This is a genomic window from Streptomyces spirodelae (genome assembly GCF_017676385.1).
GTDB lineage: Bacteria > Actinomycetota > Actinomycetes > Streptomycetales > Streptomycetaceae > Streptomyces > Streptomyces spirodelae.
The window spans coordinates 216,590-234,340 of the sequence record NZ_JAFFZN010000006.1 but is presented as its reverse complement, the minus strand read 5'-3'; the positions used below and the strand labels follow the sequence as shown (position 1 = coordinate 234,340).

General features: G+C 72.2%; 16 protein-coding genes. 6 read left to right on the top strand and 10 right to left on the bottom strand.

What is annotated here, in order from left to right; translation table 11 throughout:
* Window positions 1-82 precede the first annotated feature (82 nt).
* Genes JW592_RS09765 through argC form a run of 5 tightly spaced genes read right to left on the bottom strand, consistent with a single transcriptional unit; the run spans window position 83 to window position 5,057 of the window.
* Window positions 83-610 (bottom strand): arginine repressor, encoded by a 528-nt coding sequence (locus JW592_RS09765; RefSeq protein WP_099886328.1) that lies wholly within the window; start codon window positions 608-610, stop codon window positions 83-85.
* A 34-nt stretch (window positions 611-644) separates the two neighbouring features.
* Entirely contained in the window at window positions 645-1,895 is a 1,251-nt protein-coding gene (locus JW592_RS09760; RefSeq protein ID WP_209264542.1) for an acetylornithine transaminase, read from the bottom strand.
* On the bottom strand, window positions 1,892-2,854 hold the full coding sequence (gene argB / locus JW592_RS09755) for an acetylglutamate kinase (RefSeq protein WP_209264541.1): 963 nt from the start codon (window positions 2,852-2,854) through the stop codon (window positions 1,892-1,894). Before argB ends, JW592_RS09760 begins: the two co-directional genes overlap by 4 nt.
* On the bottom strand, window positions 2,851-4,023 hold the full coding sequence (argJ, locus tag JW592_RS09750) for a bifunctional glutamate N-acetyltransferase/amino-acid acetyltransferase ArgJ (RefSeq protein WP_209264540.1): 1,173 nt from the start codon (window positions 4,021-4,023) through the stop codon (window positions 2,851-2,853). The genes argB and argJ overlap by 4 nt, the downstream gene beginning before the upstream one ends.
* Window positions 4,020-5,057: an N-acetyl-gamma-glutamyl-phosphate reductase gene (gene argC / locus JW592_RS09745; protein ID WP_209264539.1), complete on the bottom strand. Its 1,038-nt coding sequence runs from the start codon at window positions 5,055-5,057 to the stop codon at window positions 4,020-4,022. Before argC ends, argJ begins: the two co-directional genes overlap by 4 nt.
* Window positions 5,058-5,258: 201 nt before the next feature.
* Between argC and JW592_RS09740 the strand changes: the two genes are divergently transcribed.
* The 3 genes from JW592_RS09740 (at window position 5,259) to JW592_RS09730 (ending at window position 7,665) form a co-directional block, all read left to right on the top strand.
* On the top strand, window positions 5,259-5,972 hold the full coding sequence (locus tag JW592_RS09740) for a class I SAM-dependent DNA methyltransferase (RefSeq protein WP_209264538.1): 714 nt from the start codon (window positions 5,259-5,261) through the stop codon (window positions 5,970-5,972).
* A 140-nt stretch (window positions 5,973-6,112) separates the two neighbouring features.
* Window positions 6,113-7,099: an aldo/keto reductase gene (locus tag JW592_RS09735; RefSeq protein WP_209264537.1), complete on the top strand. Its 987-nt coding sequence runs from the start codon at window positions 6,113-6,115 to the stop codon at window positions 7,097-7,099.
* A gap of 68 nt (window positions 7,100-7,167) precedes the next feature.
* Window positions 7,168-7,665 carry a hypothetical protein gene (locus JW592_RS09730; RefSeq protein ID WP_209264536.1) on the top strand — a complete coding sequence of 166 codons (498 nt, stop codon included), beginning with the start codon at window positions 7,168-7,170 and terminating at the stop codon, window positions 7,663-7,665.
* Here JW592_RS09730 and JW592_RS09725 read toward each other — a convergent pair.
* Window positions 7,651-8,217 (bottom strand): histidine phosphatase family protein, encoded by a 567-nt coding sequence (locus JW592_RS09725; protein ID WP_209264535.1) that lies wholly within the window; start codon window positions 8,215-8,217, stop codon window positions 7,651-7,653. The genes JW592_RS09730 and JW592_RS09725 overlap by 15 nt on opposite strands.
* A 153-nt stretch (window positions 8,218-8,370) precedes the next feature.
* Complete coding sequence (locus JW592_RS09720) at window positions 8,371-9,828, bottom strand: aminotransferase-like domain-containing protein (protein WP_209264534.1); 1,458 nt, start codon at window positions 9,826-9,828, stop codon at window positions 8,371-8,373.
* Here JW592_RS09720 and JW592_RS09715 point away from each other — a divergent pair.
* The 3 genes from JW592_RS09715 (at window position 9,827) to JW592_RS09705 (ending at window position 12,194) form a co-directional block, all read left to right on the top strand.
* Window positions 9,827-10,849, top strand: coding sequence for a DMT family transporter (locus JW592_RS09715; protein ID WP_209264533.1), 1,023 nt, complete (start codon window positions 9,827-9,829; stop codon window positions 10,847-10,849). The genes JW592_RS09720 and JW592_RS09715 overlap by 2 nt on opposite strands.
* Window positions 10,850-10,875: 26 nt before the next feature.
* Entirely contained in the window at window positions 10,876-11,082 is a 207-nt protein-coding gene (locus JW592_RS09710) for a DUF1918 domain-containing protein (protein ID WP_209264532.1), read from the top strand.
* 239 nt (window positions 11,083-11,321) lie between these two features.
* Window positions 11,322-12,194 (top strand): 3-hydroxybutyryl-CoA dehydrogenase, encoded by an 873-nt coding sequence (locus JW592_RS09705; protein ID WP_209264531.1) that lies wholly within the window; start codon window positions 11,322-11,324, stop codon window positions 12,192-12,194.
* A 62-nt stretch (window positions 12,195-12,256) separates the two neighbouring features.
* On the opposite strand, the gene JW592_RS09700 is transcribed toward JW592_RS09705, so the two are convergent.
* The 3 genes from JW592_RS09700 to pheS form a co-directional block, all read right to left on the bottom strand.
* Window positions 12,257-13,873, bottom strand: coding sequence for an MFS transporter (locus tag JW592_RS09700; protein ID WP_307805356.1), 1,617 nt, complete (start codon window positions 13,871-13,873; stop codon window positions 12,257-12,259).
* A 120-nt stretch (window positions 13,874-13,993) separates the two neighbouring features.
* Window positions 13,994-16,510 carry a phenylalanine--tRNA ligase subunit beta gene (pheT, locus tag JW592_RS09695; protein WP_209264530.1) on the bottom strand — a complete coding sequence of 839 codons (2,517 nt, stop codon included), beginning with the start codon at window positions 16,508-16,510 and terminating at the stop codon, window positions 13,994-13,996.
* On the bottom strand, window positions 16,510-17,631 hold the full coding sequence (pheS, locus tag JW592_RS09690) for a phenylalanine--tRNA ligase subunit alpha (RefSeq protein ID WP_209264529.1): 1,122 nt from the start codon (window positions 17,629-17,631) through the stop codon (window positions 16,510-16,512). The genes pheT and pheS overlap by 1 nt, the downstream gene beginning before the upstream one ends.
* Between the last annotated feature and the right edge of the window lie 120 nt (window positions 17,632-17,751).

Below are 17,751 nucleotides of genomic sequence, written 5' to 3'. Positions count from 1 at the left end.
GCTCACCAGGCGACCCCGCTCACCCGGCGTGGGGCCCGCCCCACGCCGGAACGGGTCCCCCGCACCCCCAAGGGCGAAGCCCTCAGCGCTCCTTCTGTGCCAACGCCAGCAGGTGGTCCGCAAGGGCCTGTCCGCCGTCCGGGGCCCGGCTGATCAGCAGCAGCGTGTCGTCCCCTGCGATGGTGCCGATGATCTCGTGCACCCCGGCCTGGTCGATGGCCGAGGCCAGGAACTGCGCAGCGCCCGGAGGGGTGCGCAGCACGACGAGGTTGGCGGACGCCTCCGCTGAGATGAGGAGTTCACCGGCGAGCCGCGCCATCCGCGCCTCGGTGGCGGACTCGCCCAGCGGAGCGCGGGGGGTGGGATCGCCCCCCTCGGCGGGAACCGCGTAGATCAGCTCGCCCCCCGTGTTGCGGATCTTGACGGCGCCCAGTTCGTCGAGGTCCCGGGAGAGGGTGGCCTGGGTGACCGTGAGCCCGTCGTCCGCCAGGAGCTTGGCGAGCTGGCTCTGGGAGCGGACCGGCTGCCTGCTCAGAATGTCGACGATGCGGCGGTGCCGGGCCGTCCGCGTCTGCGGGACGGCCTGTCCCCCGTGCTGCTCCTCGGTCATCGTGCGCGTACCCCTCTGGCTCATCTGCTTCAGCTCATCGCTGTCTGTCGGACGCGGCGCCGACCGCTGCCACCTGGCCGGCCGCTACCCGTTCCCCTGCCACTGCCGCGTCGAGTACGGCGGGCAGCGCACCGACGAGCGCGTCCACCTCCGCCTCGCCGACGATCAGCGGCGGGGCGAGCCGGACGACGTCCGGGGCGACCGCGTTCACCAGGAATCCCGCGTCCTGGGCCGCCTGCTGCACGCGCGGCGCGACCGGCTCGGTGAGCACGATACCCAGCAGCAGCCCCGCACCACGGACCTGTGCGACCGCAGGATGGCCGAGGCCCAGTACGCCCTCGCGCAGCCGGGCACCGACGCGCTTGACGTGGTCGAGCAGTCCATCGGTCGCGATCGTCTCCAGTACCGCGAGGCCGGCCGCGCAGGCCACCGGGTTGCCGCCGAAGGTGGAGCCGTGCTGGCCCGGCTCCAGCAGTTCGGCTGCCGGACCGAAGGCGAGGGTGGCGCCCAACGGCAGTCCGCCGCCCAGCCCCTTGGCCAGCGTGATGAGATCCGGTTCGACGCCCTGGGCCTGGCATTCGAACCAGTGTCCCGTCCGGCCGATGCCGGTCTGGATCTCGTCCACGACCAGCAGCGTGCCGGTGGCGGCGGTGATCTCGCGAGCCGCAGCCAGATAGCCCTCGGGCGGTACGACCACGCCGTTCTCGCCCTGGACGGGTTCGACGATCACCAGCGCCGTCTCCTCGGTGACCGCGGCGCGCAACGCCTCGGCGTCGCCGTAGGGCACGTGCGTGACGTCGCCGGGCAGCGGGCGGAACGGATCCTGCTTGGCCGGCTGGCCCGTCAGGGCGAGGGCGCCCATGGTGCGGCCGTGGAAACCGCCCTGGGTGGCGACCATGTGGGTGCGTCCGGTGCGCCGTGAGATCTTGACCGCGGCTTCGACGGCCTCGGCGCCGGAGTTGGCGAAGTAGACCCTCCCCGGCCGGCCCGCCACCTCCAGCAGCTTCTCGGCGAGCGCGACGGGCGGCTCGGCGATGAACAGGTTGGAGACATGGCCGAGGGTGGCGACCTGGTCGGAGACGGCGCGTACCACCGCGGGGTGCGCGGTGCCCAGCGCGTTGACGGCGATGCCGCCGACGAAGTCGGTGTACTGCTTGCCCTCGGCGTCCCACAGCTTGCTGCCCTCGCCGTGGGTCAGCGGGATGCGCGGGGTGCCGTAGTTGTTCATCAGCGCGCCCTGCCACCGGCCGGTGAGGGCGGAGTTGTCGTGCGCGATGGTGGTCATGCGGGGCCCTCCGCGTTCGGTGCGGCGCTCTGGTGTGCGTCACGTGGGTCGGGGACGGCGTCGGGCACGACCATGGTGCCGATGCCCTCGTCCGTGAAGATCTCCAGCAGGATGGAGTGCGGCACCCGGCCGTCCAGGACGCGCGCGGTGTGCACCCCGTTGCGCACGGCGTGCAGGCAGCCCTCCATCTTGGGAACCATCCCGCTGGCCAGTTCGGGCAGCAGCTTCTCCAGCTCCGCAGCGGTCAGTTCGCTGATCACGTCGTCGCTGTTCGGCCAGTCCGCGTACAGGCCCTCCACGTCGGTGAGGACCATCAGCGTCTCGGCGCCGAGGGAGGCGGCGAGCGCGGCGGCCGCGGTATCGGCGTTGACGTTGTACACATGATCATCGTCGGCGCTGCGGGCGATGGAGGAGATGACCGGAATCCGGCCGTCGTCCAGCAGCGCCTCTATCGCACCGGTCTCGACGGAGCTGATCCGGCCCACCCTCCCCAGGTCGACCTCTTCCCCGTCGACCTCGGCCAGGTGCTTGGTGGCGGCCATGATGTGGGCGTCCTCGCCGGTCATACCGACGGCGAGCGGGCCGTGCTGGTTGAGCAGGTTGACCAGTTCGCGCTGCACCTGGCCGGCCAGCACCATCCGTACGACGTCCATCGTCTCGGGGGTGGTCACCCGCAGCCCGGCGCGGAACTCGGACTCCAGGCCGAGCCGGTCGAGCTGCTTGCTGATCTGCGGGCCACCGCCGTGCACCACGACGGGACGCAGCCCGGCGTGCCGCAGGAAGACCACGTCCTGTGCGAAGGCCGCCTTCAACTCCTCGTCCACCATGGCGTTGCCGCCGAACTTGATGACGACGGTCCTGCCGTGGTGCCGGGTCAGCCAGGGCAGCGCCTCGATGAGGATCTGCGCCTTGGGCAGCGCGTTGTGTTTGCGAGCGGTGCTCGGTTTCCGGATGCTCATGAGGAGTACGCGCTGTTCTCGTGGACGTAGTCGGCCGTCAGGTCGTTGGACCAGATGACCGCTGAAGCGGAGCCGGCATGCAGGTCGGCGGTGATCCGGACCTCGCGGAAGCGCATGTCGACCTTGTCGCGATCCTCGCCGACAGCGCCGCCGCGGCAGACCTGGACGCCGTTGATGGCCACGTCCAGCTCGTCCGGCTCGAAGACCGCGTCGGTGGTGCCGATGGCGGCCAGCACCCGGCCCCAGTTGGGGTCCTCGCCGTGGATGGCGCACTTGAGCAGGTTGTTGCGGGCGATGGTGCGGCCGACCGTGACGGCCTCGTCCTCGCTGGCCGCGCCCACGACCTCGATCCTGATGTCCTTCGAGGCGCCCTCGGCGTCCCGGATGAGCTGCTGCCCCAGGTCCGCGCAGACCGCGTGCACCGCCTCGGCGAACTCGGCCTGCTCGGGGCGCACCCCGCTCGCGCCCGAGGCGAGCAGCAGCACCATGTCGTTGGTGGACATCGCGCCGTCGGAGTCGATGCGGTCGAAGGTGGTGCGGGTGGCGGCGCGCAGCGCGGTGTCGAGCTCGTCAGCCGTCAGGTCGGCGTCGGTGGTCAGTACGACGAGCATGGTGGCCAGGCCCGGCGCCAGCATCCCCGCGCCCTTGGCCATGCCGCCGACGGTCCAGCCCGCGGGGCTGGTGACGACGGCCGTCTTGTGCACGGTGTCGGTGGTCTTGATGGCGAGCGCCGCCTTCTCGCCGCCGTGCTCGGACAGCGCCGCGGCTGCCGTCTCGACGCCCGGCAGCAGCTTGTCCATCGGCAGCCGCACCCCGATCAGGCCCGTGGAGGCGACCGCGACCTCGCCGGCGCTGTGCTCGGTGCCGGTCGTGGCGGTCAGCGCCTCGGCCGCCTTCTCCGCCGTCGCGTGGGTGTCCTGGAAGCCGGGAGCGCCCGTGCAGGCGTTGGCTCCGCCGGAGTTGAGCACCACGGCGGAGACCCTGCCGCCCTTGAGGACCTGCTCGGACCAGAGCACCGGCGCCGCCTTGACACGGTTTGCGGTGAAGACGCCGGCGGCCTGGTGGCGCGGCCCGTTGTTGACGACGAGCGCGAGGTCGGGGCCCCCGCTCTCCTTGATTCCGGCGGCGATACCCGTCGCCGTGAATCCGCCGGCCGCTGTGACGCTCATGGTGCGACTCCGATCGTGGAAAGTCCCAGTCCCTCGTCCAGGCCGAGGGCGATGTTCATGCTCTGCACGGCACCGCCGGCGGTGCCCTTGGTGAGGTTGTCGACAGCGCTGACGACGATGATCCGGTCTGCCTCCCGGTCGTACGCGACCTGGAGGTGCACGGAGTTGGAGCCCTGCACGGCGGCCGTCGCGGGCCACTGGCCCTCCGGGAGCAGGGTGACGAACGGCTCGTCCTGGTACGCCTTCTCGTAGGCGGCCCTCAGCTGCTCCGCGCCGACGCCGGGGAGGGCCTTGGCGCTGCACGTGGCGAGGATGCCGCGCGGCATCGGGGCGAGGGTCGGGGTGAAGGAGACGCTGACGCGCTCTCCAGCGGCGGCCGAGAGGTTCTGGACCATCTCCGGGGTGTGCCGGTGCGTGCCGCCGACGCCGTACGGGCTCATCGAGCCCATGACCTCGCTGCCCAGCAGATGCGGCTTGAGGGCCTTTCCGGCGCCCGAGGTACCGGTCGCGGCGACGATCACCGCCTCGGGCTCTGCCAGACCCGCGGCGTAGGCGGGCGCCAGCGCGAGCGAGACGGCCGTGGGGAAGCAGCCGGGCACGGCTATCCGCCTGGCCCCGCGCAGCGCCTCGCGGGCGCCGGGCAGCTCGGGCAGCCCGTAGGGCCAGGTGCCGGCGTGCGGGGTGCCGTAGAACCGCTCCCAGTCGGCCGCGTCGGCCAGCCGGAAGTCGGCGCCGCAGTCGATGACGAGCGGCCCCTCGTCGGCGGAGCCGAGTTGCTCGGCAACGGCCGCTGACTGCCCGTGCGGGAGGGCGAGGAAGACGACGTCGTGGCCGCGCAGCACCTCGACGGTGGTCTCCTCCAGCACGCGGTCGGCGAACGGGACCAGGTGCGGCTGGAGCACCCCGAACCGCTGTCCGGCGTTGCTGTTGCCGGTCAGCGCCCCGACCTCGACCCCGGGGTGCCCGGCGAGCAGGCGCAGCACCTCACCCCCCGCGTATCCGCTCGCTCCCGCCACCGCCGTGCGCACTGCCATGAGACCTCCTCCTTGAAGGCATGACTATACGCATCGCAGCAGTTTTATGCAATGAATCATGTGACCGGCCCCCGCCGCGACCGACGGGAACAATCGTTCTCAGAATCCGCTGATGTGCCCACGTCAGTGCCTGCCGGGGCCGGGGCCGAGGGCCGGAAAAGGTGTCGCACGCGGGTGGTACCGGCCGCGATACTCGCCCGCATGCTTGATTTCTCCGACTTCGACACCCGCGGTTACCGCACCGTGGACGTCGCCACCGGGTACGGCCAGTGGGTCGAGACATACGAGGACACCGTCGAGGACGTGATGGACCTCGCGCTGCTGGACGAACTGACCGTGCCTCGCTGGAGCGGTGTGCGGCGCGCGGCCGACCTGGGGTGCGGCACCGGGCGGACGGGTACCTGGCTGCGGCGGCAGGGGCTCACCGGGACGCTCGACGGGGTGGACCTCACGCCCGGCATGCTGCACCGGGCCCGCGCCAAGGGCGTCCACGACCGGCTCCTGGAGGGCGATGTGCGCGCCACCGAGCTGGCGTCGGGCACCTACGACCTGGTGATCTCCTCGCTCATCGACGAGCACCTGCCGGATCTGCGGCCCTTCTACCAGGAGGCGTGGCGGCTGGCAGCACCGGGCGCCCACTGCGTGGTCATCGCCTTCCACCCGCACTTCATCATGGCCTCCGGCATGCCCACCCACTTCACCGACTCCTCGGGTGAGCACGTCGCCATCAGCACCCACGTACACCTGCTCAGCGACCATGTGACGGCCGGGCTGGGTGCCGGATGGCGACTCGCGGAGATGCGGGAGGGAGTCATCGACGAGCGGTGGCTGGAGCGCAAGCCGAAGTGGGAGAGGTTCCGGAACCACCCCGTCTCGGCCGCGCTGGTGTGGGAGCGGGAGCCCCGGGAGGGGTGAGACGGCGGGCGGGACGGGAGGGCGGAACGGGGTTTGCGTTGGAGCGCGCTCCAACACCTAGCGTCAGCGACCAGATCGCAGCAACCGGCGCCCGGTCACGAGAACAACCGCCCGGCGCCCCCGCATCAGGAGGTATCAGTATGACCGCCCTTCCCACCCGCCGTCTGGGACAGCTCACCGTCTCCGCGCAGGGTCTCGGCTGCATGGGGATGAGCCACGGCTACGGCTCCTCCGACGACGAGACCTCCATCGCCACCCTCCACCGGGCACTCGACCTGGGCGTCAACCTCCTGGACACCGCCGACTTCTACGGCTCCGGGTCCAACGAGGAGCTGATCGGCCGGGCGATGGCCGGTCGCCGCGACGAGGTGGTGCTGGCGACCAAGTTCGGCTTCGCCAACAAGCTGGGCGAGCCCACCGTCATCCGGGGCGACGCCGCGTACGTACGCCAGGCATGCGAGGCGTCGCTGCGACGGCTGGGCACCGACCACATCGACCTGTACTACCAGCACCGCGTCGACCCCGAGGTGCCCATCGAGGAGACGGTCGGCGCGATGGCAGAGCTGGTGGCCGAGGGCAAGGTGCGCCACCTGGGGCTGTCCGAGGCGAGCGCGGAGACCATCCGGCGGGCGCACGCGGTGCACCCGATCAGCGCGCTGCAGAGCGAGTGGTCGCTGTGGACCCGCGACCTGGAGGACGAGGTGGCGCCGGTCTGCCGCGAGCTGGGCGTCGGCGTCGTGCCCTTCTCCCCGCTGGGGCGCGGCTTCCTGACGGGGCGCTACTCCTCGGTCGAGACGCTGGAGGAGGGTGACGCCCGGCGTAGCATGCCGCGGTTCGCGGGGGACAACTTCGACCGCAACCTGGCCATCGTCGAGCGCCTGAACGAACTGGCCGAGCGGCGCGGCGTCACGGCGGGACAGCTCGCCCTGGCGTGGGTCCAGCACCGGGGCGACAACGTCGTGCCGATCCCCGGCACGCGGCGCCAGAAGTACCTGGAGGAGAACGTGGCAGCCCTCTCGATCTCCCTCACCGCCGAGGAGCTGGCCGCCATCGAGGCGGCGGCGCCCCGCGACGAGATCGCCGGTGCCCGCTACGACGAGAGCGCCCTGGCCTACGTCAACCGCTGAGCGGACCGGGCCGACGGCAGCTCGGGCGCGGGCCCGCACTGTCGGTCCCCGCGTCCATACTTGTCACCGTGACCGAAGGCGCTGAAGGTATGGAACTGCTCGACGAGCTGGGCCTGGGGGGCTCGTCCCTGACGGCGGAGGAGCCCTTCCGCTCCTTCCTCGCAGGGCTGGGACCCGGCGCCGTGCCGGAGATGGAGCGCTACGGCGCGGAGCTGGCCGCGCGGCACAACGGCTTGGCCGACGACGCGCTGTGCACTCTGGCGCTGGCCGTCCTGGACGGCTGCGGTCCGCCCGAGGGCCGCAGCGGACTGCGGGCCGACCTCGCGTCCCGGGCCGCGGCGGACAGCGGTCCGGAAAGCGGCGAGGCGGCCGAGCGCCGCGCCGCGGTGTGGCGGGCGCTGGGGGATCTGCTGGCCCGCGAGGAGGGCGCTCCCGGCGAGGGGCCTGAGCCCTTCTCCCGGCTCGCCCGCGCGATGGCCGACGGCCGGCGCACCCCGGAGGCCGAACGCTTCGAGCTGCTGCAGGTCCTCCACCGGGCCGCCCACTCCCGGTCACAGCAGACCTAGCCGCCACTCTCCCGTGCGGCCGGTCAGGGTGAGGGTGGCGAGGGGCCGCGTCTCGATGTGCCAGTAGGTGTGCGGCGGGGCCTTGAGGACGTAGCACAGCGCCGCCCGTAACACGGACGGTTCGGTGACGGCGACTGCCCACTCCCCCGCCGCCGTCGGACGGGTGTCCAGCCAGCCGCCGATCCGGCGGATGAAGGACAGCAGGGACTCGCCGCCGTGCGGGGCCGAGCGCGGATCGGTGCACCACTGCTGGACCGCCTCCGGCTCGCGCGCCGTCACCTCGGCGAGGGTGGCGCCGCGCCAGCGGCCCATGTCCCAGTCGAGCAGCGCCGGCTGGGCGAGCGGGGTGAGGCCGAGCACGGCGCCGGTCTCCCGGCAGCGGGGCGACGGCGAGCAGTAGCGCAGTTCCGCCGCGGCGAGGTAGGAGAGCGAGGGGGCTCTTCGGACGACCTCCTCCCATCCGGTGGCGTCCAGGGACCGGTCGTCGTCGAAGCGCACGTCCGCCACGGGGGAGCTGCGGCCGGCGGCGAGCAGCGTCATACGCACGTGCATGCGGTGAGGGTAGAGCCGTGGCGCCAGGTGTTCGAGAGGCGGACACCCGGCAGTTTTCCGCGAGTTGGGGCGGAAGGGTCTCAGCCGCCCGGGCCGGCGCCGGGTTCCGGGCCGGGAAGGGACGGGTGCCCGGGCCGCTCGGGCGGCGCCGCCTCATCCGCCGGGCAGCGTGTACGCGCAAGCCGTACGGAGGCGTCGTACCCCCTCCACGATGTCCCCCTCGGCCGCCGCGGGGCCGAACGCCAGCCGCAGGTAGGGGGCCGGGGACTCGGCGGCGAAGTAGGAGCGGCCCGGCGCGACGGCGACCCCTGCGCGCAGTGCCGCGGCCATGAGTGCGTGCTCGTCCGTCCCGTCGGGGAGCCGCAGCCACAGGTGGTAGCCGCCGCGGGGTAGGTGGTCGAGGCCGAGCGCGGGCAGCTCGGCGGCGAGCGCGCCGGCCATGAGCGCGCGGCGGGTACGCAACTCGGCTGCGATGGTCCGCAGATGCCGCGGCCAGGCGGGAGCGCCGACCAGTTCGAGCGCCGCTTCCTGCAGCGGCCGGGGCACGAAGAAGCTGTCGACGATCTGAATGGCACGCAGCCGCTCCAGCACCGGCCCGCGCGCGGCCAGCGCGCCCACCCGCAGGCTGGGCGAGGTCGCCTTGGACAAGGAGCGGACGTGGACGACGACGCCGTCGGGGTCCTCGGCGCGCAGAGCGGGCGGGAGCGGCCCGGCGTCCTGGTGGGCGAGGTGCCGGGCGAAGTCGTCCTCGATCACGAACGCTCCCGACTCGCGCGCCACCCGCACCACCTCACCTCGACGCTCGGGCGCGAGGACGGCCCCTGTGGGGTTCTGGAACAGCGGCTGGCAGACGAACACGCGTGCGCCGCTGGCCCGGAACGCGTCCGCCAGCAGCTCGGGGCGTACGCCGTGGGCGTCCACGGGCACCGGCACGGGGCGCAGTCCCGAGGCCCGTGCGGCGGCGAGTATGCCCGGGTAGGTCGGGGACTCCACGAGTACGGCGGCGCCCGGGGCCGCGAGGGCGCGCAGCGCGGTGGTGAGCGCCGCCTGTCCGCCCGCGGTGACCAGCACGTCCTCGGCGGCGACGGTGCCGGACCGTCCGCCGATCTCCCGCGCGAACCAGCCGCGCAGCTCCTCCACCCCTTCCAGGGGCGGCCGCCGCCACGCGCCGGGCCGGCGCCCCGCGCGGGCGAGCGCGTCGGCGAGGGCCTTCTCCGGCTGGAGTCCGGGCGGCAGATAGCCGCCGCCCAGGTCGAGCACGCCGGGCGGGGTCTCGAGCGTGGTGGTCAGGCCGCTCGCGTCGACGCTGCGGGGCACCTGGTCGGCGGAGGTCTCGGCGCTCAGCGTCACCTCCTGCCACGAGACGTCGCCGGGCTGCTGGAGCGCGCCCGGTGCCGGACGCGGCTCGGCACGGAACGCGCCGACTCCGGGCCGGGTGACCACCAGGCCCTCGGCGGCCAGCACGGCCAGTGCCCGCGAAACGGTGACCGGGCTGGCCCTGAACCGCTCGACCAGCGCCCGACTGGACGGCAGCTTCTCCCCTGGAGAGTAGCGGTCCAGCTCACTTCGCAAGGAAGCGGCCAGCTCAGCAACGCTGCTACGCTCAGACATGAGAATCAATGATAGCGCTACTCTCTCCACTTGGATAGCAGCGCCGGCCACGGGGGCGCGGATATCCGCCCCGCCAGGGGCCCGGGGAACTGCACGCTCAGCCACAAGTCACCCGCGGTCCGCAGCGGACAGGCAGGGGCAGGGGCTGAGCAAGGTCCCGCGAAGCTCCCGCACCGGGGTCGTGTTCGCCGTGCTCGGAGTCGTCCTCTTCTCGCTGACCTTCCCCGCGACCAGTTGGGCGCTGGAGGGGTTCGGCCCCTGGTCGGCGACGTCGCTGCGGGCCGTGATCGCGGGGCTCGTCGCCGGCGGAGTGCTCCTGGTGCGCCGGGTACCGCTTCCGGCGCGGCGGCACTGGGGAGGGCTCGCGCTCGCCGCCTCCGGCGTCGTGATCGGATTCCCGCTGCTGACCACCCTCGCCCTGCAGACCTCCACCACCTCGCACGCGGCGGTGGTAGTGGGCCTGCTCCCGCTGACGACGGCCCTCTACTCGTCGGTCCGCACCGGGTCCCGGCCCGCGCCGCTGTTCTGGGTGGCGGCGGTGGCGGGCGCCGCCGTGGTGGTCGCGTTCGCGCTCCACCAGAGCGGTGGTGCCCCCGGCGTCGGCGACCTGTACCTGTGCGGGGCGCTGCTGATCTGCGCCGCCGGGTACGCCGAGGGCGGCAGGCTGGCACGGGAGCTGCCCGCGCTGGAGGTGATCGGGTGGGCGGTGGTGTGCTGTCTGCCGGTCGCCCTGGTCGGCGCCGCCCTCGCACTGGCACACGAACCGGTGACACTGACCGCACACTCCGTGCCCGGGCTGGTGTGGGGCGCGGTCTGCTCGCAGTTCGTGGGGATGTTCTTCTGGTACCGCGCGATGGGGCTCGCCGGAGTGGCTCGAACCAGCCAGGTGCAACTCGGGCAGCCGCTGCTTACGCTGGTGTGGGCGGTGCTCCTAGTCGGTGAGCGCCTTTCTCCCGCCGCGCCGGCGGCGGCGCTCGCCGTGCTGGTGTGCATCGTGGTCGTACAGCGCAGCCGCGCCTGACCACCGGGAACTGGAGGGCATGTGTCATGCGAGCGAACAGAGGCGACCAACTGCTGATGCACGGAAGGACCGTGGGGCAGCACGACCGTACGGCGGAGATCGTCGAGGTCATGGGCACCAAGGGCGAGCCCCCGTACCGCGTGCGCTTCGACGACGGCCACGAGGCCGTGGTCTCCCCCGGCCCCGACTCCGTCGTGCAGGGCCGCCGGGAACCGCACGAGGACAAGCGCTGACCCACCGGGAGGGCCCTGCGGCCCCCCTCCTCCGCGGCGCCCGCACCAGGTGCGGGCGCCGCCGGCGTATCCGCCAGGGGCGGACGACCGGCCGGTTCAGACATAGGTGACCTTTCGCCCCCGGCCGCCCTACCCCGCCGTCGCACAGGTAACGTCGGGCGGCGAGGCGGTGCGTCCCGGCGCCCTCGTGGAGGCGGGCGATCCTGCCGAGGACCGTGAAATTCAGCGAAAGGCACGAGGTGACGGAGTCTGTAGCCGGCGTGGAACGCGTCGGAGTGGTGGGCTGTGGCCAGATGGGTGCGGGTATCGCGGAGGTGTGCGCGCGGTCCGGCCTGGAGGTGATGGTCGCGGAGACCACCGGTGAGGCCCTGGAGCTCGGCCGCACCCGGCTGGTCAACTCGCTCGGCAAGGCAGCCGACCGCGGCAAGATCACTCAGCAGGAGTGCGACGACGCGCTGGAGCGGCTCTCCTTCACCACCGACCTGGGCGACTTCGCCGACCGCGACCTGGTCATCGAGGCCGTGATCGAGAATGAGCAGGTCAAGACGGAAATCTTCCAGGTGCTCGACCAGGTGGTGACCCGTGCCGACGCCATCCTGGCCTCGAACACCTCCTCGATCCCGCTGGTGAAGCTCGCCGTCGCGACCTCGCGCCCCGACCAGGTCATCGGCATCCACTTCTTCAACCCGGCGCCGGTCCAGCAGTTGGTCGAGCTCATCCCGGCGCTTACCACCGGCGAGGAGACCGTCAAGCGGGCCGAGGCCGTGGTCGGCCAGGTGCTGGGCAAGCACACCATCCGCGCGCAGGACCGCTCCGGTTTCGTGGTCAACGCGCTGCTGATCCCGTATCTGCTCTCAGCCATCCGGATGTTCGAGTCGGGCATCGCCAGCCGCGAGGACATCGACAACGGCATGGAGCTCGGCTGCGCCCATCCCATGGGCCCCCTCAAGCTCACCGACCTCATCGGCCTCGACACCGTCGCCTCGGTCGCCGACTCGATGTACTCCGAGTTCAAGGAGCCGCTGTACGCCGCTCCCCCGCTCCTCCAGCGCATGGTCGACGCGGGCCGCCTGGGCCGCAAAGCGGGAGCCGGCTTCTACACCTACTCCTGAGCGGGGTCCCACCGCGCCCGGCCCCCACCGCACCGGGACCCCGCCCCCGGGCACCCCCGCCCTCAGACCGCGGGGGTGCCGGCATGCGGCTCGTCGCCGGGCGGGTCCGGCTCGTCGCCGGGCGAGTCGGGTTTGTCGCCGGGCGGGTCCGGCTTGTCGCCCGGCTTCTTGAGCTTGTTGACCGTACGGCGGCCTGCCGCACCGACGGAGGTCCGCACCATCGAGAGTGGCCTGGCGACCGACTCCAGCGACTTGCGCTCGGCGTCCACCCCCAGGAAGGTCTCCGCCAGCCCGCCGACGACCATGATGACGGCGCCCATCAGAAAGCCGATGTAGAGCCTGCCCCGCTCGGTCCCGTCGCCGATGAGCCAGCCGTAGAAGTAGGGCCCGGTGGCTCCCGCGGCCTGGCCGATGGCGAAGAAGAGCGCGATGGCCTTGCCCCGCACCTCCAGCGGGAAGATCTCGCCCGCCGTCAGATAGCCGGAAGAGGCCCCTGCCGAGGCGAAGAAGAAGATGACGCACCAGGCCAGGGTCTGCGTGGTGGCGGTCAGCACATCGGCCACGAAAAGCGTCGCGGTCACCGCCAGCGCGCACCCGGAGAAGAGATAGGTCCCCGCGATCATCCAGCGGCGGCCCACGATGTCGAACAGCGGCCCCAGGACAATCGGTCCCGCCAGGTTCCCCGCGGCGAACGCCAGCAGATACATCGGCGCGTCCTTGTCGGAGACTCCGTAGAATTTCGTCAGCACCAGGGTGTACGTGAAGAAGATCGCGTTGTACAGGAACGACTGCGTGATCATCAGCGTCGAGGCCAGCACGGCCCGCTTGGGGTACTCCTTGAAGAGCACCCGCAGCAGCGTGACGTAGGTGGCGTGCTCCGACTCGCTGATCTCGATGGCGTCCCGCTCGTCCACCGCCGGCAGCTTCTTGCCGTGGCTGCGCACCGCCGACTCGATCCGCTCGATGGCGGCCTCGGCCTCGGCCTCCCGCCCGTTCATGATCAGCCAGCGTGGGCTCTCCGGCAGATGGCGGCGTACGAACAGCACGGAGAAGCCCAGCACCGGGCCGAGCAGGAAGCCGATCCGCCAGGCGACCGAGTCGTCGAAGGTGGAGAGGATCATCAGCTCGGCGATGGTGCCGACCATGGCCCCCGCCCAGTAGGTGCCGTTGACCAGCAGGTCGACCCGGCCCCTGAAGCGCGCCGGCATCATCTCCTGGATGGCCGAGTTGATGGCCGCGTACTCGCCGCCGATGCCCGTTCCGGCGATGAAGCGGGTCAGGTACAGGTACATGTCCCAGCCCGGCCCCTGGCCGTAGGTGAGCGCGGTCAGCCCGCTGCCGAACAGATAGACGCCGAACGTGAGCAGGAAGAGCTTCCGGCGTCCGAAGCGGTCGGCCATCCGCCCGAAGAAGAGCGCACCCGTCACCTGGCCGACCAGGTAGACGGTCGCGATCAGCCCGGCTTCGCTGGAGGAGAGCCCCAGAGTCTCCGAGCGGGTGAGGACCGAGGTGACCGAGCTGGCGACCGTGATCTCCAGGCCGTCCAGGATCCACGCACAGCCCAGCGCCGCGATCATCTTCGTGTGGAAGCCGGACCAGGGCATCCGGTCGATACGTGCAGGGATCAGGCTGCGGAGCGGTGAGTCCGCCGGGCGGGATGATGAGTTCGCTGCTGCCACGCCGTCACCCGTAACCGCCTCCGACCGTCCGTCAGAAGATCGTCCGGGCTTCTCACCCGAAAAGATGAGGGGACATCCGCCAGTGACGGATGTCCCCTCGAACGCCGGGGCGAGGCTCGCTCAGGCGCCCCGCAGCACCGCGCCCGTCCGCTCGACCGCCTCGGCGACCGCCGCGTCCCGCGCGACGGATGCCTCCTCGGCCTTCAGCGTGCGGTCCGGCGCACGGAAACGCAGCGCATATGCGAGCGATTTGCGTCCCGCGCCCAGCTGCTCGCCGGTGAAGACGTCGAACAGCCGCAGCGACTCCAGCAGCTCGCCCGCGCCCGCGCGCAGCGCGCTCTCCACCTCGGCCGCCGGAACCGACGCGTCCACCACGAGGGCGACGTCCTGGGTGGCCACCGGGAAGGTGGACACATGCGGGCTCCGCACCGGTCCGGCCGCAGCGCGCTCGACCAGATCGAGATCCAGCTCCATGGCGCAGGTGCGCTCCGGCAGCCCCAGGGCCTGCACCACGCGCGGGTGCAGCTCACCCGCGTGCCCGGCCGCCACCCGCTCGCCGTCCAGCCGGACGTACAGCGCCGCGCACCGGCCCGGGTGCCAGGGCGCGAAGGCGGCGCTCTCCACGGTCAGCTCCGCGCCCGCCTCGGCTGCCACGGTGCGCGCGGCCTCGATGGCGTCGGCCCAGTCGGCGGGGCGACCCCCGCCCCACCAGCCGGCGCGCTCCCGGGCACCCGCCAGCACCACGGCCAGGTGCCGGGGCTGCTCGGGCAGTGCCGCGTCCAGACCGGCCAGCTCCTCGGCGGTGGGCCGCTGGGTGACCGGCGGCCGCTCGGCGGCGGTCTCGGCGCCGGTCGGCAGGAAGACCAGCCCGGTCTCGAACAGCGCGAGGTCGTGGCTGCCGCGTCCGTCGTTGCGGCGCAGCGCGGCCAGCAGCCCGGGCAGCAGTGTGGTGCGCAGCCCCGGCTCCTCGTCCGAGAGCGGATTGACCAGCTGCACGGTGCGGCGGCGCGGGTCGTCGGCTGCCAGGCCCAGCGCGTCGAAGACGGCGTCGCCCACGAAGGGGTACGACGGCGCCTCGACGTAGCCGGCGCCCGCCAGCGCGCGGCCGACGCGGCGGTGCAGCCGCTGGCGCTCGGTCAGCCCGCGCCCCGGCAGCGGCCTGGGCAGCGTGGAGGGCAGGTTCTCGTAGCCCTCCAGCCGGATGACCTCCTCGGCCAGGTCGTTCGGGTCGGTCAGATCGGGCCGCCAGGACGGCACGGTGACCGTCAGCTGCTCGTCCTGCCCGGTGCCCCCGTACACGTCGCAGCCGACCTGCTGGAGCCGGCGCACGACCGTCTCGCGGCCGTAGGAGACGCCCGCGACCTGGTCCGGGTGGTCGGCGGCGATCCGTACCGTACGCGGACCCGACGGCGTGGTGATCTCGGTGACGCCCGGCTCGGCCGTGCCGCCCGCGAGCAGCACCAGCAGATCGACGGTGCGCTGTGCCGCCGCCGATGCCGCCTCGGGGTCGACACCCCGTTCGAAGCGGCGCGACGCCTCGGAGGAGAGCTTGTGACGGCGCGCGGTACGGGCGACGGAGACCGCGTCGAAGTGCGCGGCCTCGATCACCACCTCGGTGGTGCGCTGCGCTTCACCGTCACCATCCGCGATCTCGCTGTTGGCGCCGCCCATCACCCCGGCCAGGCCGATGGGGCCGCGCTCGTCGGTGATGACCAGGTCACCGGAGTCCAGGGCCCGCTTGGTGCCGTCGAGCGTGACCAGTTCCTCGCCGCTCTCGGCGCGGCGCACCCCGATGGGGCCCTCGATCCGGGACCTGTCGTAGGCGTGCAGCGGCTGGCCCAGCTCCAGCATCACGTAGTTGGTGATGTCGACAGGCAGCGAGACCGGGCGCATTCCGGCCTTCTGCAGCCTGCGCGTGAGCCAGATCGGGGACTGTGCCTCGGGCCGCAGCCCGGTGACGGTGCGCGCGGTGAAGCGGTCGCAGCCCAGCGGGTCGGCGACCTTGACCGGGTAGCCGTGTGCGTTGGGCGCGGGCACGTCCAGCAGCGCCGGGTCGCGCAGCGGCACCCCGTAGGCGGTGGCCGTCTCGCGGGCGATGCCCCGCAGCGACAGGCAGTAGCCGCGGTCCGGCGTCACCGCGATGTCGAGGACCTCGTCGACGAGCTCCAGCAGCTCGATCGCGTCGGTGCCCACCTCGTGCTCGGGCGGCAGCACCAGGATGCCGCCGTGGTCCTCGCCCATGCCCAGCTCCCGCTCGGAGCAGATCATGCCCTCCGAGACGTGGCCGTAGGTCTTACGGGCGCTGATCTTGAACCCGCCGGGCAGCTCGGCCCCCGGCAGCACGACGACGACCTTGTCGCCGACGGCGAAGTTGGTGGCACCGCAGATGAGGTTCTGCGGGTCGTCGGGGCCGCGGCCGACATCCACCTGGCAGTAGCGGATCGGCTTCTTGAACTCCGTCAGTTCCTCGATGGCCAGCACCTGGCCGACCACCAGCGGGCCCTTGAGCCCGGCACCGGTCTGCTCGACCGTCTCGACCTCGAGACCGGCGGCGATCAGCCTGGCGGCCACATTTCTGCCGGTCTCGGAGGCCGGCAGGTCCACGTACTCCCGGAGCCACGAAAGCGGCGCCCGCATCAGATCTCCATCCCGAACGGCTGGGTGAAGCGCACATCACCCTCGACCATGTCTCGCATGTCCTCGACGTTGTGGCGGAACATCAGCATCCGCTCGATGCCGAACCCGAAGGCGAATCCGCTGTACTTCTCCGGGTCGACGCCGCAGGCGGTCAGCACCCGGGGGTTGACCATGCCGCAGCCGCCCAGCTCGATCCAGCCCTCACTGCTGCACGTACGGCAGGGGTTGTCCGGGTCGCCGACGGACTTGCCCCGGCACACGAAGCAGACCATGTCCATCTCGGCGGACGGCTCGGTGAAGGGGAAGTAGGAGGGGCGCAGCCGGGTGCCCAGGCCCTCACCGAAGAGCGCCGAGACCATGTGGTCGAGGGTGCCCTTCAGATCGGCCATGGTCAGCCCCTCGTCGATGGCCAGCAGCTCGACCTGGCCGAAGACGGGGGTGTGTGTGGCGTCCAGCTCGTCGGTGCGGTAGACCCGGCCGGGGCAGATGACGTAGACGGGCAGCTCGCGGCCGAGCAGCGAGCGGATCTGCACCGGCGAGGTGTGGGTCCGCAGCACCACGCCGGAGTCCTCCCCGCCGTCCCTGCCGCGCACGAAGAAGGTGTCCTGCATCGTGCGGGCCGGGTGGTCGGGGCCCAGGTTGAGCGCGTCGAAGTTGAACCACTCCGCCTCGACCTCGGGGCCATCGGCGACCTCGTAGCCCATCGCCACGAAGACGTCCTCGATGCGCTCCGAAAGCGTGGTCAGCGGGTGCCGGGCGCCTGCCGGACGGCGGTCGTGGGGCAGCGTGACATCCACGGCCTCCTCGACCAGCACCCGCTCGTCGCGCTCGCGCTCCAGCTCCTCCTGGCGGGCCTTGAGGGCCTTGTTGACGGCCCCCCTGGCCTGGCCGACGCGCTTGCCCGCCTCCGCCTTGGCGTGCGGGGGCAGCGCGCCGATCTCACGGTTGGCCAGCGCCAGCGGGGAGCGGTCACCCGCGTGTGCTGCCTTGACCTCGCGCAGCGCCTCCAGATCCCCGGCGGCGGCGACGGCGGCGAGCGCCTCGTCCCTGGCCCGGTCGATCGCTTCCGGTTTCAGTGCCTCGACCTCGACAGGGTCGTACGACTTGTTGGGTGCCGACATCTCTTCCCGTGTTTCCGATAGTCCCCCAGCTGTCGCTGGGAGGTGCCCCCAGGCTGCGCCCTGCCCATGACTGCTGACATGACTGCCGACTGCGTGCCGAAGCCCGAGTCTAAAGGGGGC

Bases quoted from the DNA above. Each gene is read 5' to 3' on its own strand.
- argB (WP_209264541.1), bottom strand. From the start codon at position 2,854: ATGAGCATCCGGAAACCGAGCACCGCTCGCAAACACAACGCGCTGCCC.
- argJ (WP_209264540.1), bottom strand. From the start codon at position 4,023: ATGAGCGTCACAGCGGCCGGCGGATTCACGGCGACGGGTATCGCCGCC.
- JW592_RS09735 (WP_209264537.1), top strand. From the start codon at position 6,113: ATGACCGCCCTTCCCACCCGCCGTCTGGGACAGCTCACCGTCTCCGCG.
- pheT (WP_209264530.1), bottom strand. From the start codon at position 16,510: ATGCGGGCGCCGCTTTCGTGGCTCCGGGAGTACGTGGACCTGCCGGCC.
- JW592_RS09715 (WP_209264533.1), top strand. From the start codon at position 9,827: ATGAGAATCAATGATAGCGCTACTCTCTCCACTTGGATAGCAGCGCCG.
- pheS (WP_209264529.1), bottom strand. From the start codon at position 17,631: ATGTCGGCACCCAACAAGTCGTACGACCCTGTCGAGGTCGAGGCACTG.
- JW592_RS09725 (WP_209264535.1), bottom strand. From the start codon at position 8,217: ATGCACGTGCGTATGACGCTGCTCGCCGCCGGCCGCAGCTCCCCCGTG.
- JW592_RS09720 (WP_209264534.1), bottom strand. From the start codon at position 9,828: ATGTCTGAGCGTAGCAGCGTTGCTGAGCTGGCCGCTTCCTTGCGAAGT.
- JW592_RS09740 (WP_209264538.1), top strand. From the start codon at position 5,259: ATGCTTGATTTCTCCGACTTCGACACCCGCGGTTACCGCACCGTGGAC.
- JW592_RS09760 (WP_209264542.1), bottom strand. From the start codon at position 1,895: ATGACCACCATCGCGCACGACAACTCCGCCCTCACCGGCCGGTGGCAG.
- JW592_RS09710 (WP_209264532.1), top strand. From the start codon at position 10,876: ATGCGAGCGAACAGAGGCGACCAACTGCTGATGCACGGAAGGACCGTG.
- JW592_RS09765 (WP_099886328.1), bottom strand. From the start codon at position 610: ATGACCGAGGAGCAGCACGGGGGACAGGCCGTCCCGCAGACGCGGACG.
- argC (WP_209264539.1), bottom strand. From the start codon at position 5,057: ATGGCAGTGCGCACGGCGGTGGCGGGAGCGAGCGGATACGCGGGGGGT.